This window comes from Haloactinopolyspora alba (genome assembly GCF_003014555.1).
Taxonomy (GTDB): Bacteria; Actinomycetota; Actinomycetes; order Jiangellales; family Jiangellaceae; genus Haloactinopolyspora; species Haloactinopolyspora alba.
In genome coordinates this window covers 16965-29670 of the sequence record NZ_PYGE01000018.1, presented here as the reverse complement: position 1 = coordinate 29670, position 12706 = coordinate 16965, and the positions used below count along the sequence as shown (strand labels likewise).

13 protein-coding genes are annotated in these 12706 nt (G+C 71.5%); 10 read left to right on the top strand and 3 right to left on the bottom strand.

Annotation, left to right across the window (positions count from 1 at the left end; translation table 11 throughout):
- The first annotated feature begins 139 nt into the window (after positions 1-139).
- The 7 genes from CLV30_RS20060 to CLV30_RS20035 all read left to right on the top strand — a co-directional run bounded on the left by CLV30_RS20060 (position 140) and on the right by CLV30_RS20035 (position 6645).
- Entirely contained in the window at positions 140-1699 is a 1560-nt protein-coding gene (locus CLV30_RS20060) for a sodium-dependent transporter (RefSeq protein ID WP_106539098.1), read from the top strand.
- 4 nt (positions 1700-1703) lie between these two features.
- Positions 1704-1838: a hypothetical protein gene (locus CLV30_RS27620; RefSeq protein WP_276320022.1), complete on the top strand. Its 135-nt coding sequence runs from the start codon at positions 1704-1706 to the stop codon at positions 1836-1838.
- 282 nt (positions 1839-2120) lie between these two features.
- Positions 2121-2564: a 50S ribosomal protein L13 gene (rplM, locus tag CLV30_RS20055; RefSeq protein ID WP_106539017.1), complete on the top strand. Its 444-nt coding sequence runs from the start codon at positions 2121-2123 to the stop codon at positions 2562-2564.
- A gap of 35 nt (positions 2565-2599) precedes the next feature.
- Positions 2600-3082: a 30S ribosomal protein S9 gene (gene rpsI / locus CLV30_RS20050; protein WP_106539016.1), complete on the top strand. Its 483-nt coding sequence runs from the start codon at positions 2600-2602 to the stop codon at positions 3080-3082.
- Positions 3083-3185: 103 nt separating this feature from the next.
- Complete coding sequence (gene glmM, locus CLV30_RS20045; RefSeq protein ID WP_106539015.1) at positions 3186-4532, top strand: phosphoglucosamine mutase; 1347 nt, start codon at positions 3186-3188, stop codon at positions 4530-4532.
- A 52-nt stretch (positions 4533-4584) separates the two neighbouring features.
- Positions 4585-5595: a GNAT family N-acetyltransferase gene (locus CLV30_RS20040; protein WP_106539014.1), complete on the top strand. Its 1011-nt coding sequence runs from the start codon at positions 4585-4587 to the stop codon at positions 5593-5595.
- A 51-nt stretch (positions 5596-5646) separates the two neighbouring features.
- Complete coding sequence (locus tag CLV30_RS20035) at positions 5647-6645, top strand: GNAT family N-acetyltransferase (protein WP_165358745.1); 999 nt, start codon at positions 5647-5649, stop codon at positions 6643-6645.
- Here CLV30_RS20035 and coaA read toward each other — a convergent pair whose 3' ends face one another.
- Positions 6646-7593 (bottom strand): type I pantothenate kinase, encoded by a 948-nt coding sequence (gene coaA / locus CLV30_RS20030; RefSeq protein ID WP_106539012.1) that lies wholly within the window; start codon positions 7591-7593, stop codon positions 6646-6648. It lies immediately after the preceding gene.
- A gap of 83 nt (positions 7594-7676) precedes the next feature.
- Between coaA and glmS the strand changes: the two genes are divergently transcribed.
- Positions 7677-9524: a glutamine--fructose-6-phosphate transaminase (isomerizing) gene (gene glmS / locus CLV30_RS20025; protein ID WP_106539097.1), complete on the top strand. Its 1848-nt coding sequence runs from the start codon at positions 7677-7679 to the stop codon at positions 9522-9524.
- Positions 9525-9687: 163 nt separating this feature from the next.
- On the opposite strand, the gene CLV30_RS20020 is transcribed toward glmS, so the two are convergent.
- Both CLV30_RS20020 and CLV30_RS20015 read right to left on the bottom strand, forming a co-directional pair.
- Entirely contained in the window at positions 9688-10155 is a 468-nt protein-coding gene (locus CLV30_RS20020; RefSeq protein ID WP_129711110.1) for a hypothetical protein, read from the bottom strand.
- A 2-nt stretch (positions 10156-10157) separates the two neighbouring features.
- Positions 10158-10670 (bottom strand): GNAT family N-acetyltransferase, encoded by a 513-nt coding sequence (locus tag CLV30_RS20015; protein ID WP_106539010.1) that lies wholly within the window; start codon positions 10668-10670, stop codon positions 10158-10160.
- A gap of 163 nt (positions 10671-10833) precedes the next feature.
- On the opposite strand from CLV30_RS20015, the gene CLV30_RS20010 reads away from it, so the two are divergent.
- Both CLV30_RS20010 and CLV30_RS20005 read left to right on the top strand, forming a co-directional pair.
- Positions 10834-11193, top strand: coding sequence for a holo-ACP synthase (locus tag CLV30_RS20010; protein ID WP_106539009.1), 360 nt, complete (start codon positions 10834-10836; stop codon positions 11191-11193).
- Positions 11194-11240: 47 nt separating this feature from the next.
- Positions 11241-12647, top strand: a complete 1407-nt coding sequence (locus CLV30_RS20005) for an NAD(P)H-hydrate dehydratase (RefSeq protein ID WP_106539096.1) — start codon at positions 11241-11243, stop codon at positions 12645-12647.
- The last annotated feature ends 59 nt before the right edge of the window (positions 12648-12706 follow it).

Here is a 12706-nt window from a genome sequence, read left to right as displayed (position 1 = left end):
ACCGGAGGATCGACGTCGCCGACATCCGTTCCGCTTCAGGTCTTGCTCCGCGACCGGCGGAGGTGCATGATCCCTGGATCACCCGTCCCGCGGGTAGTGCGCACCGAGACGACTCCACACGATGCGGGGTGAGCACGCGATGGCGCAGCAGTCTCAGAGCGGTGTACGTGAGGTCTTCGGCAGCCGGTTCACGTTCGTGGCCGCAGGCATCGGCATGGCTGTCGGTACGGGAAACCTGTGGCGGTTCCCACGTGTGGTCGGTGAGTTCGGCGGTGGTGCGTTCCTGATCGCGCTGGTGGTCGCGAATCTCATCTGGGCCATCCCGATCCTCATGTCCGAGTCGCTCATGGGGTCGAGAAGCCAGCGGGGAACCGTCGGCGCGTTCCGCGACTTCATGGGCCGCCGCTTCGCCTGGATGGGCGGCTACATGGGGTTCATCACCGTGGGCATCCTGTTCTACTACTCGGTGGTCTGCGGCTGGGCCATCCGGTACTTCGTCTACGCGATCACCGGACGGTTCGACTCCGGGGCCGACACCGCGGGCATCTGGGACGACTTCACGACCACGCCGTGGCAGACCATCCTGTTCCACGCGATCGCCATCGGGCTGGTCGGCCTGATCGTGTACCGAGGGTTGAAACGCGGATTCGAGATCATCCTGAAGTACACGATCCCAGTGCTGTTCGTCATCCTGGTGATCCTGGCCGTGCGGGCGATGACGCTCGACGGGGCCGCGGACGGCATGCGCTACCTGTTCGTGCCGGAGTGGAGCCTGCTCGGGGACGCCGAGGTGTGGCTGCAGGCGTTCACGCAGATGGCGTTCTCGACCGGCGCGGGCTGGGGCCTGTACCTGACCTACTCGGTGTACATGCGGCGACGCGAAGACTTCGCGCTGAATGCCGCGACCATCTGCTCGGGCAACCTGCTCGCATCGTTGCTCGCCGGTGTCGCCGTGATGGCGACCATCTTCGCGCTGCGCACCCCGGAGTTCGCGGCCGAGGCCGCGAACTCCGGCAACTCGGGCCTCGCGTTCATCTACTTCGCGGAGCTCTTCGGTGAGATGCCCGGCGGGACCTGGTTCTTCGCGCCGCTGTTCTTCCTGGCGCTCTCGCTCGCCGGCCTGTCCAGCTTGATCGCCATGGCGGAGCTCGCCACCCGCAACGTCGAGGACATGGGTCTGCCGCGGCGCCGCGCCGTCCCCTGGGTCGTGGGAGTGTCGTTCGTCGCGGGTATCCCGTCGGCGATCAGCGTCGATTTCCTGAACAACCAGGACTTCGTCTGGGGCGTGGGCCTGCTGATCAGCGGGCTGCTGGCCGCGGTGGCGATGATGAAGTTCGGCGTCGAGCGTGCCCGCGCCGAGCTCGACGACTCCAGCGACATCCGGGTCGGCGCGTGGTGGCCGACGCTGATCCGGCTGTTCCCGGTCATGTTCGTGGCGCTGTTCGGGTGGTGGATCTACCGAACGGTGGACGTGCTCGCTCCGGACACGTGGTGGAACCCGTTCGAACCGTTCAGCCTGATGACACTGCTGGTGCAGTGGGTGGCGTTGTTCGTGGTCATGTACGCGCTGAACGGGTTCCTCTCCCGGCGGGTGGAGCCGGGGCCGATGACGCCGGAGGTCGGGCCCGGCGCCGGCGGCGGAGGACCGCCCGGCGACCAGCCAGCCGGCGGGTCCGGCGCGACGCGGCGAGGGGAGTAGTCCGATGGAGGTAGCAGTCTGGACCGCGGTCTTCCTCGGCGGAGACCTGCTGGTCCTGATCTTCCTGATCCTCTGGGCGGTCCGGAAGGACCGGCAGAAGGCGGCGCGGGCGTCGGACGAGCAGCAGGACGCCGCCTGACGCCACCTGGCGCCGCCGCTGGGCCCCGCACCGCACCCACCTCGCAGTACCATGGTGCGTGGGCCCGGTTCCGGCCCGGCCGGGCATCCGGTCGCTGGTGGCGGGTGTCGCTCGTCCCGGCCCACCGGGTCTCCGGGTAGTATCGCCGCGACGTTTTGACCCGACGGCGCAGCGGCGGGTATTCTGTCGAGTCGTTGTGCGTACCGGCGTTCCCGATCTTCTCGGCGCCCCGGCACGCGCCGACCAGTTCCATCCTCATCGACGAAGCGAAGGCCTACGACCGTGCGCACGTATAGCCCCAAGCCAGGTGACGTCCAGCGTCAGTGGCACGTCATCGATGCCGCCGACGTCGTTCTCGGCCGGCTCGCCACCCAGACCGCGACGTTGCTGCGGGGCAAGCACAAGCCCGTCTACGCGCCGCACGTCGACACCGGTGACTTCGTCATCGTCGTCAACGCCGAGAAAGTGGCGCTGACCGGAAATAAGCGCGGCCAGAAGTTCGACTACCGGCACTCCGGTCGTCCGGGCGGGTTGCGCGCCATGGACTACGCGACACTTCTCGACAAGGACCCGCGGCGTGCCGTCGAGAAGGCCGTCAAGGGCATGCTCCCGCACAACCGCCTCGGCCGGCAGATGCTGTCCAAGCTGAAGGTGTACGCGGGCCCCGAGCACCCGCACCAGGCGCAGCAGCCGGTGCCGTACGAGATCAGCCAGGTCGCGCAGTGACTGAGCCAGCGGACCGGCCAACCGTGAGTGAGGACATGACCGAAACCACCGTCGAGACCGACGAGACCACTGACGAGACGACCGTCGAGAGCTTCACGTCCGAGTCGGCGCCGTCGCGCTTCTCGGCCATCGAGCCCGCTGCCGCGACCGGCCGTCGCAAGCAGGCCATCGCCCGGGTCCGCATCATGCCCGGCTCCGGGCAGTGGAAGGTCAACGGGCGCACGCTCGATTCGTACTTCCCGAACAAGGTCCATCAGCAGCTGGTCAACTCGCCGTTCACCGAGCTCGAGCTGAGCGACCGTTACGACGTGGTGGCGCTGCTCGACGGCGGCGGGCCGAGCGGCCAGGCCGGCGCGCTCCGGCTCGGCATCGCCCGGGCGCTGAACGCCGCCGACCCGGAGAACAACCGGCCGGCGCTGAAGAAGGCCGGGTACCTGACCCGCGACGACCGCATCACCGAGCGCAAGAAGGCCGGCCTGAAGAAGGCCCGCAAGGCTCCGCAGTACAGCAAGCGCTGACCGCACGCACGACGCGTGCCGTGCACGAGCGGCCCCGGGGTAGTCTGCTCCGGGGCCGTACGTGTGTCCCGTACCTTCTCCGACCTGGTCAAGGAGCACCCCCGTGGCACGTCTCTTCGGCACCGACGGCGTTCGCGGGCTGGCGAACTCCGACCTCACTGCCGAACTGGCGCTCGAACTCTCGGTGGCCGCCGTGCACGTGCTCGGCCAGGTCGGCGTGACCGGGGGCCGTCGCCCGGTCGCGGTGGTGGGGCGTGACCCGCGAGCCTCCGGTGAGTTCCTCGAGGCCGCGGTGGTGGCCGGCCTGGCCAGCGCCGGTGCCGACGTGTACAAGGTGGGCGTGCTGCCGACGCCGGCGGTGGCGTTCCTGACCGGGATGCTCGACGCCGACCTCGGCGTGGTGCTCTCCGCCAGCCACAACCCGATGCCCGACAACGGCATCAAGTTCTTCGCCAAGGGCGGGCAGAAGCTCGAGGACTCGGTCGAGAACGCCATCGAGGCCCGGGTCCGTGAACCGTGGACCCGCCCGACCGGAGCCGACGTCGGACGGGTGAAGGATCACCCGGAAGGGCTCGAGACCTACCTGGCGCACGTCGTCGGTACCGCACCGGCCCGGCTGGACGGCCTGCGCGTGGTGGTCGACTGTGCGCACGGCGCGGCGTACCGCGCGGCGCCGGAAGCGCTGCGGCGGCTGGGGGCCGACGTCGTCACCGTCTGCGCCGAGCCGGACGGACTGAACATCAACGACGGCTGCGGGTCGACGCACCTGGAGACGTTGTCGGCTGAGGTCGTCGCGGCCGGCGCCGACCTGGGCATCGCGCACGACGGTGACGCGGACCGGTGCCTGGCCGTGGACGCCACGGGGCAGATGGTCGACGGTGACCAGATCATGGCGATCCTGGCGCTGTCGCTGCGTGAGCAAGGCGTTCTGCGACACGACGCGGTCGTGGCCACGGTCATGTCCAACGAGGGTTTCCGGCTGGCGATGCGTGCTGCCGGCGTCGAGGTGATCGACACGGCCGTGGGTGACCGCTACGTCCTCGAGGCGATGAAGGCCGGCGGCTACTCCCTCGGTGGTGAGCAGTCCGGACACGTCGTCATGCTCGACCACGGCACCACCGGCGACGGCGTCCTGACGGCGGTGCACCTGCTGGCGCGCGTGGCGTCGTCGGGCCGGACGCTGGCCGAACTGGCCGGCGTCGTCCGGCGGCTTCCCCAGGTCCTGGTGAACGTTCCCGACGTGGACAAGTCCCGGGTCGGTGTCGACGAGGGTGTCACCGCGGCCGTCGCCGCGGCCGAGGCCGAGCTCGGCGGCACCGGGCGAGTGCTGCTGCGGCCGTCGGGAACGGAGCCGCTGGTGCGGGTGATGGTCGAGGCGGACACGGCCGAACAGGCCGACGCGGTGGCGCGTCGCCTGGCCGCGGCGGTGCAGGCCGAGCTCGCGCTGTAGCCGCGGCGAAAACCCGTTGCCGGTCCGGGGCGGCCGACAGGAGGCTTTCCTCATGCGCATCCGTCCCATCAAGGCCGTCGACGACGACTTCGCCGCCTGGTTCGACGTGCACCTGGCCGCTCGCGTCGCCGACTATCCCGACGGGCCGCGGTGGCGCGAGCGGGAGCTGCGCGTCGTCTTCGAGGGCACGGAGCACCACGAGGTGCGGCTGTGGCTGGCCGAGGACGACGGCATGGCCGTCGGCGCCGCGGTGCTCGGGCTGCCGCAGCGTGACAACACCACGCTCGGCGAGCCCGAGGTGCACGTACGGCCCGAGCACCGGCGTCGCGGGATCGGGTCGGCCATGCTGGAGGTTCTGCGTGCGGACGCGCGCGCACAGAACCGCAGCACCCTGTTGACGTGGCTCGAAGGGCCGATGGCGCACACGGACGCCGACGGACTGCCGGCGTCGACGGGTGCCGCCTTCGCCGAGCGGCACGGGTTCAGCCGGCGGATCACCGAGATCGCGCGCGTGCAGCGTCCGCCGCTCGATCTGGACGCGATCGGTGCGGCCGAGCGAGCCGCCCGGACGCATGCCGACGGCTACCGGATCGTCACCTGGTGCGACCGGGTGCCGGACGAGCACGTCGACGAGTACGCCCGGCTGCAGGCGCGGCTGAGCGCCGACGCCCCGCTGGGCGAGCTCGATTACGAGGTCGAGGTCTGGGACGAGGCCCGGGTCCGGTCCGACGAACAGCGTCACGAACGCATGGGGCGCGGCACCTGGAACGCCGCCGCGTTCGCGCCCGACGGCAGCATGGCCGGCATCACCGTCGTCAGCCTGGCCACCGACAGCGACGAGTCCGGATTCCAGGGCACCACCATCGTCGACCCGCGGCACCGGGGGCACCGGCTCGGGCTGCTGCTGAAGGCGGCGAACCTCCGCGCGCTGTCGCGTGACCGGCCCGGCCTGCAGGCGATCTGGACGTGGAACGCCGACTCCAACCGGCACATGATCGCCGTGAACGAGACGCTCGGCTATCAGGTCGCGGGGTGGAGCGCCGGTTATCAGCGGGCGATCTGATCGGCGGAAACTCGATTGCGCCGGGACCGTCCGGCCGGTCACGCTCGGCTGGTGAGGATCCGTACGGTCGACATCACCGCGGACGCCGACTTCGGCGCCTGGTTCGGCGCGCACGACGCCGCGTTGCGGCACGACTTCCCGGACGGTCCGGGGTGGCGTGAGCACGAGGCGCGGGTGTTCTACGAGCCGAGCACCGTGTTCGACACGCTGCTGCTGCTGGCCGAGGACGACGCCGGCGACGTCGTCGGTACGGCGGCCATGGAGCTGCCGCTCAAGGACAACCTGAGCATGGCCCAGATCGTGGTCGCCGTGCCCGCACCGGCGCGCCGGCAGGGCATCGGCACGGCGGTGCTCGAGGCGGCCGAGCGCGAGGCCGCTCAGCGCAGCCGGACCCGGCTGATGGCCGACATCGACGTCCCGTCCGGCCTGCAGGGGTCCTCGGGTACGCGATTCGCCGAGCGGCACGGCTACACGCGCCGGATCGTGGAGATCCTCCGCGCGCAGCGGCCGCCCTTCGACCCCGATCATCTGGACGAGCTCGAGCGCAACGCGCTGCCGCACGCGGCGGGGTACCGCGTCGTCACCTGGCAGGGTGCCGTCCCGGACGAGTACGTCGCCGAGTTCGCGCGGCTGAACGAGCGGATGAGCACCGACGCCCCGACCGGTGAGCTCGACTACGAGAAGGAAGCCTGGGACGAGCGCCGGATCCGGGTCCGTGAGGAGCGCATCACCCGGATGCGGCGCGGCGTGTGGGCCGCCGTCGCGGTGGCGCCCGACGGCACGCTCGCGGGCCAGACCGAGCTGCAGCTGTCGCACGACGACGACAGCGCCGCCTACCAGGAAGAGACGATCGTCGACCCACGGCACCGCGGCCACCGCCTCGGCCTTCTGCTGAAGATCGCGAACCTGCGCGAGCTGCTGCGGCTGCGCCCGGGCGTGCAGAAGATCTGGACGTGGAACGCGGACACGAACTCGCACATGGTCGCGGTCAACGAGGCGCTGGGCTACACCGTCGCCGGCTGGATGGGCGGGTACCAGCGCGACCTGTGATCAGATCTTGCGCAGGCGGATCCGCTGGACGGAGTGGTCCGGCCCCTTGGTCAGGGCCAGCGTGGCTCGTCCGCGGGTGGGCAGGATGTTCTGCGACAGGTTGGGGCCGTTGATGGTGTCCCACAGTTCCTCCGCCCGGCGGACGGCGGCGTCGTGGTCGAGGTCGGCGTAGCGGCGGAAGTACGACTCCGGGCGCTGGAACGCGGTCTCGCGCAGCCGGAGGAAGCGCTCGACGTACCAGCGGCGGACGTCCGCCGGCGCCGCATCCACGTAGATCGAGAAGTCGAAGAAGTCGCTCACCGCGAGCCCGGAGACGCCGTTCGTGCGCGGGCGCGCCGGCTGCAGCACGTTCAGCCCTTCGACCAGCAGGATGTTTGGGCGATCGATCTCGATGTACTCGTCCGGGACGATGTCGTACGTCAGGTGCGAGTACACCGGCGCCGTCACGACGGGCTCACCGGACTTGACGGCCGCCACGAACCGCAGCAACGCACGCCGGTCGTACGACTCCGGAAACCCCTTGCGCTGCATCAGCCCGCGCCGCTCCAGCTCCGCGTTGGGCAGCAGGAAACCGTCGGTCGTCACCAGGGACACTCGGGGATGCTCGGGCCAGCGAGCCAGCAGCAGGCGCAGCAGTCGCGCCGTCGTCGACTTGCCGACGGCGACCGAGCCGGCGATGCCGATGACGAACGGCGTGCGGTCCGCGAAGTCGCCGAGGAACGTCTTGGTGGCCTCGTGCAGCCCGTCGGTCGCACGCACCCGCAGGTTGAGCAGGCGGGACACCGACAGATAGACCTCACGGACCTCGTCCAGGTCGACGAAGTCGCCGAGCCCGCGCAGCTGCTCGAGCTCCTCCGCGCTCAGCGACAGAGGCATCTGCTCGCGCAGACGCGCCCAGTCGGCACGGGACAGGTCGACGAACGGGGACGAGTCACGGGGCGCAGTCATCGTGCACCAATACTGCCGAGCGATCGCGCAGGTGCGCGCACGGGGGCGGGTTCGGCGGGCCGTACCGGGATATGCTGACCGCCGTGTGCGGCATCGTGGGTTACACAGGACATCAGCAGGCGCTCGATGTCGTCGTCGACGGGCTCCGCAGGCTCGAGTACCGCGGCTACGACTCCGCCGGCGTGGCGATCGTCGCCGACGGTGCGCTGGCGTCGGCCAAGCGCGCGGGCAAGCTCGCCAACCTCGAGAAGGCTCTGGACGGCGAACCGCTGCCCACGGCGAACACCGGCCTCGGGCACACCCGGTGGGCCACGCACGGCGCACCGACGAACCAGAACGCGCACCCGCACCTGGACGAGTCCGGCCGCGTCGCGGTGATCCACAACGGGATCATCGAGAACTTCGCCCGCCTGCGCACCGAGCTCGAGCGCTCCGGCGTCCGCTTCACCTCCGAGACCGACACCGAGGTCGTCGCTCACCTGCTCGCGGCCGAGGTGGCCGCAGGGTCCGAGCTGGCGGAGGCGATGCGGACCGTGTGCGGGCGCCTCGACGGCGCGTTCACCCTGGTGGCCGTCCATGCCGACGTCCCGGACCGGGTGGTGGCGGCGCGGCGCAACTCGCCGCTGGTGGTCGGGCTCGGCGACGGCGAGAACTTCCTCGCCTCGGACGTCTCGGCGTTCATCGCACACACCCGGGACGCGCTCGAGGTCGGCGAGGAACAGATCGTCGCGATCACCCCCGACGAGGTCACGGTGACCGACTTCGCCGGAGGCGCGGTCGAGGGACGCCGCTTCCACGTCGACTGGGACGCGTCGGCCGCGGAGAAGGACGGCTACGACTACTTCATGCTCAAAGAGATCGCCGAGCAGCCGAAGGCGGTCTCGAACACGCTGCTGGGCCGGGTCGGCGCCGACGGCCTGCTGTCGATGGACGAGATGCGGCTGTCCGACGAGGAGCTGCGCGAGGTCGACAAGGTCGTCGTCATCGCCTGCGGCACCGCGTACCACGCCGGCATGGTCACGAAGTACGCCATCGAGCACTGGACGCGCATCCCGTGCGAGGTGGAGCTGGCCAGCGAGTTCCGCTACCGCGATCCCGTCGTCGACCGGCAGACGCTGGTCGTCGCCGTCAGCCAGTCCGGCGAGACCATGGACACCCTGATGGCGCTGCGCTACGCGCGCGAACAGGGCGCGAAGGTGCTCGCCATCTGCAACACCAACGGGTCGACCATCCCCCGTGAGTCCGACGCGGTGCTCTACACCTACGCCGGCCCCGAGGTGGCCGTCGCCTCGACCAAGGCGTTCCTGACGCAGCTCATCGCCTGCTACCTGGTCGGGCTGTACCTCGGTCAGGTGCGCGGGACGAAGTGGGGCGACGAGATCCGCTCGGTCGTGCGCGACCTGTCCGACCTGCCGTCGAAGGTGGACCAGGTCCTCGAGACGATGGAGCCGGTCCGTGCGCTGGCCCGCGCCCTGGCGTCGTCGACGTCGGTGCTGTTCCTCGGGCGTCACGTCGGCTACCCGGTGGCGCTCGAGGGTGCGCTGAAGCTCAAGGAGCTCGCGTACATGCACGCCGAAGGGTTCGCCGCCGGCGAGCTGAAGCACGGCCCGATCGCGCTGATCGAGGACGGCGTGCCGGTCATCATCGTGGTGCCGTCCCCGAAAGGGCGCTCGGTCCTGCACGACAAGATCGTCAGCAACATCCAGGAGATCCGTGCACGCGGGGCACGCACCATCGTCGTCGCCGAGGAGGGCGACGAGGACGTGGTGCCGTACGCCGACCACGTGGTGCGTGTGCCGGAGTGCCCGGTGCTGCTGCAGCCGGTCATGTCCACCGTGCCGCTACAGGTGTTCGCCTGCGAGATGGCCAGCGCCCGCGGGTTCGACGTCGACCAGCCGCGGAACCTGGCGAAGAGCGTCACGGTGGAGTGAGCCGGGCCCCGGGCTCTGGTGTGCCGCGGGTTGCCGGCCCCGCCCGCGGCTCGCTCGTTCCTCGCTCGCCGATGCCCGTCAGAGCCCTGGCCGGCACCCCACGGCACACGTCGCACCGAAGCGCCTGCTCCACACCGCTGAGCGGAGAACTTGCGAGGCGCGTTCAGGAGCTCGTGGCGAGGGTGGTGACGGCCAGGGTGAACGCGGCGCCGACGAGGGCGACCATGGCCAGGGCGTGACGGTACAGCGACGCGCGGTGCGCCGGGCGCTCCGACGGCAGCGCGAAGACCCGTCGCGGCCACAACCACCACGACACCCGGGCGAACACGGCTGCGGCCGCGAGCACCAGGACGCCTTCGGCCGTGAGCAGCGCGACCTGCGCCGGCTCGGGTTCCAGGACGCCGGCGAGCAGGGCGCCGGAGACGAGCAGCCCGGCGATGATCGCCAGCACCGGCCGCCGGTTCCCCGACCCCAGCAGGGTCAGCAACTCCTCGAGCCGGTCGTCGTCACCGGCCAGGAAGCGGCTCACCCGTGGTTGCACGATCAGCAGGCTGTACAGCATCGACCCCATCCACACCGCGGCCAGCCCGACGTGGCCGACGGCGAGTGCGGCGGTCAGCAGGGTGCTCACGGTCACCGCAGTTCAGTGGCGAGCAGGTCCATGACGAGGCCCTCTCGGGTGCTGCTGGCGTGCCGTTCGCGTCCGTGCATCATGCCGACCGGCCGGAACCCGACGGCCGCGCAGCAGCGGATGGCGATCTCGTTGGTGGCGGCCGGGTCGATGACCAGCCGGTGATGGCCGAGGTCGTCGAACAGGTGCCGGGCCAGCGTCCGTACCGCGTCCCGGCCGAGGCCGCGGCCGTGCAGGTCCGGATCGAGGAAGATCTCGATGCCGGCGTGCTGGTCCCGCGGGTCGTCGTTCTCCCAGTAGCGGATCATGCCGGCGATGCGCCGGCCGGCAACGATCGTGTAGCGCTTCGACGTGTTGCCGGCCGGCCACTCGTCGGGTGAGTCGGCCTCGTCCCACCATTCCCGGACTTGCGGCGTGCGCATGATGTGCGTCAACGCGGGCAGGTCACCCGGCTCGACGGGCCGCAGGACGACGCCCTCGCCGGCCAAACCGCCAACGAGTGCCAATTCGCCCATAGCCGCGAGTGTAGGACGCACCTGCCGGTCGGGCATTCCGAGCCGGTTCAGGCACGTCGAACGGCCGCTCGGTGATCCGGCTGGGACGGGAGCCGCGCCGCCACCGAACATGATCGGTGGACGGTGACGGACGACGCGGACGCCGAGGTCTAGTGTGGGGCGGGTGATCGTGGGCGTGGGGATCGACGTCGTCGACGTCGGCCGGTTCGCGGTGACGCTCGAGCGGACGCCGAAGCTGGCGACGCGGGTGTTCACGCCGGCCGAGCGGGACCGCCCGATCGCGTCGCAAGCGGCGCGGTTCGCGGCCAAGGAGGCGCTGGCGAAGGCGCTGGGCGCGCCGAACGGGCTGCAGTGGCACGACGCCGAGGTGGTGACCGACGACGACGGGCGCCCGTGGCTCGAGGTGCGGGGCACGGTCCGCGACCGGTACGAGACGTTGGGTGTGCGCAGCGCGCACCTGTCGCTGTCGCACGACGCCGGCGTCGCGTCGGCGCTCGTCGTGCTGGAGGGAGGAGCGGCGTGATCGGGTTGTACACCGTCGCCGAGATCCGGGCGGCCGAGACCGAGCTCATGGCCCGACTGCCGGAAGGCGCGCTGATGCAGCGTGCGGCCGCAGGCCTCGCGACCGTCTGTGCGCAGGCTCTGGGCGGTGCGTACGGCGCACGGGTGAGCCTGCTCGTCGGCGGCGGGAACAACGGCGGGGACGCGTTGTGGGCCGGGGCGCGGCTCGCCCGCCGCGGTGCGCGCGTCGACGCCGTCCTGCTGCGTCCCGAGCGGGTCCACGCCGACGGGCTGGCGGCGCTGCTCGCTGCCGGAGGACGCGTCGCGGCCCGGGGCACGACCGACGCGGCCCACGCGGCGTTGCGCGGTGCCGACCTCGTCGTCGACGGCGTTCTCGGCATCGGCGGCCGGGGCGGTGTCGACGACGACGTGGCCGCGCTGGCCGACGCCGCACGGGCCGACGCCGGGCTGCTCGTGGCGGTCGACCTGCCCAGCGGGGTCGATCCGGACACCGGGGAGACGCCGGGCCGGCACGTGGTCGCCGATCTGACCGTGACGTTCGGTGCGAGCAAGCTCGCGCTCGCGATCGACCCGGCCGCCGCCTCGGCCGGCGCCGTGCACACCGTCGACATCGGCCTCGGCGAGCACCTGCCGCCACCGGGTGCCGAGGTCCTCGAAGCGCCGGACGTCGAGACCATGCTGCCGGCGCCGGGACGGGAGTCGGACAAGTACCGGCGTGGGGTGCTCGGCGTGCTCGCCGGATCCGACCGGTACCCGGGTGCGGCGGCGCTCGCCACCTCCGCCGCCGTCGTCTCGGGGGCAGGCATGGTTCGCTACGCCGGTCCGGCGTCGGTGGCGGCGGAGGTGCGCGCGCGCCGTCCCGAGGTGGTGGCCGCCTCGGACGTCGACTCGAGCGGACGGGTGCAGGCGTGGGCCGTGGGCTCCGGGCTGGGTCCCGGCCGGGACCAGGAGGTGGCGCAGGTCCTGGACACCGGGCTGCCGCTGCTGCTCGACGCGGACGCGCTCGCCTCGCTGCCGGCGCGGCTCGACGGCCCGGCGCTGCTGACGCCGCACGCCGGCGAGCTGGGACGGATGCTGGGGGCGGATCCGGCCGACGTCGAGGCGCACCGGTTGCGGTACGCGCGCGAGGCCGCGGCGAGGTGGCGGGCGACGGTACTGCTCAAAGGGTCGACGACGGTCGTGGCGGATCCGGACGGGCGGGTCCGTGTCAACCCGACCGGCACGTCGGCGCTGGCGACCGCCGGGTCAGGAGACGTGCTCGCGGGGCTGGCCGGTTCGTTGCTGGCGGCCGGGCTCGACCCGTTCGACGCGGGCAGCGCCGCCGCCTACGTCCACGGCGTGGCCGGGCGCCTCGCCGCGGCCGAGTACGGGTACCCGGGTGCCAGCGACGTGCTCGACCGTCTGCCGGCCGCGTTCAGGTCGGTGAGCCGCGGCGCCGCCGGGAGCCAGGGGTGAGCTCCGGCGACAGCCGACACGCCGGGCGGATCCCGCCGCGCAGGCTGCTGCTGCCAGAA

Bases quoted from the DNA above. Each gene is read 5' to 3' on its own strand.
- CLV30_RS20040 (WP_106539014.1), top strand. From the start codon at position 4,585: ATGCGCATCCGTCCCATCAAGGCCGTCGACGACGACTTCGCCGCCTGG.
- CLV30_RS20005 (WP_106539096.1), top strand. From the start codon at position 11,241: ATGGCCCGACTGCCGGAAGGCGCGCTGATGCAGCGTGCGGCCGCAGGC.
- coaA (WP_106539012.1), bottom strand. From the start codon at position 7,593: ATGACTGCGCCCCGTGACTCGTCCCCGTTCGTCGACCTGTCCCGTGCC.
- CLV30_RS20015 (WP_106539010.1), bottom strand. From the start codon at position 10,670: ATGGGCGAATTGGCACTCGTTGGCGGTTTGGCCGGCGAGGGCGTCGTC.
- CLV30_RS20060 (WP_106539098.1), top strand. From the start codon at position 140: ATGGCGCAGCAGTCTCAGAGCGGTGTACGTGAGGTCTTCGGCAGCCGG.
- rpsI (WP_106539016.1), top strand. From the start codon at position 2,600: ATGACCGAAACCACCGTCGAGACCGACGAGACCACTGACGAGACGACC.
- CLV30_RS27620 (WP_276320022.1), top strand. From the start codon at position 1,704: ATGGAGGTAGCAGTCTGGACCGCGGTCTTCCTCGGCGGAGACCTGCTG.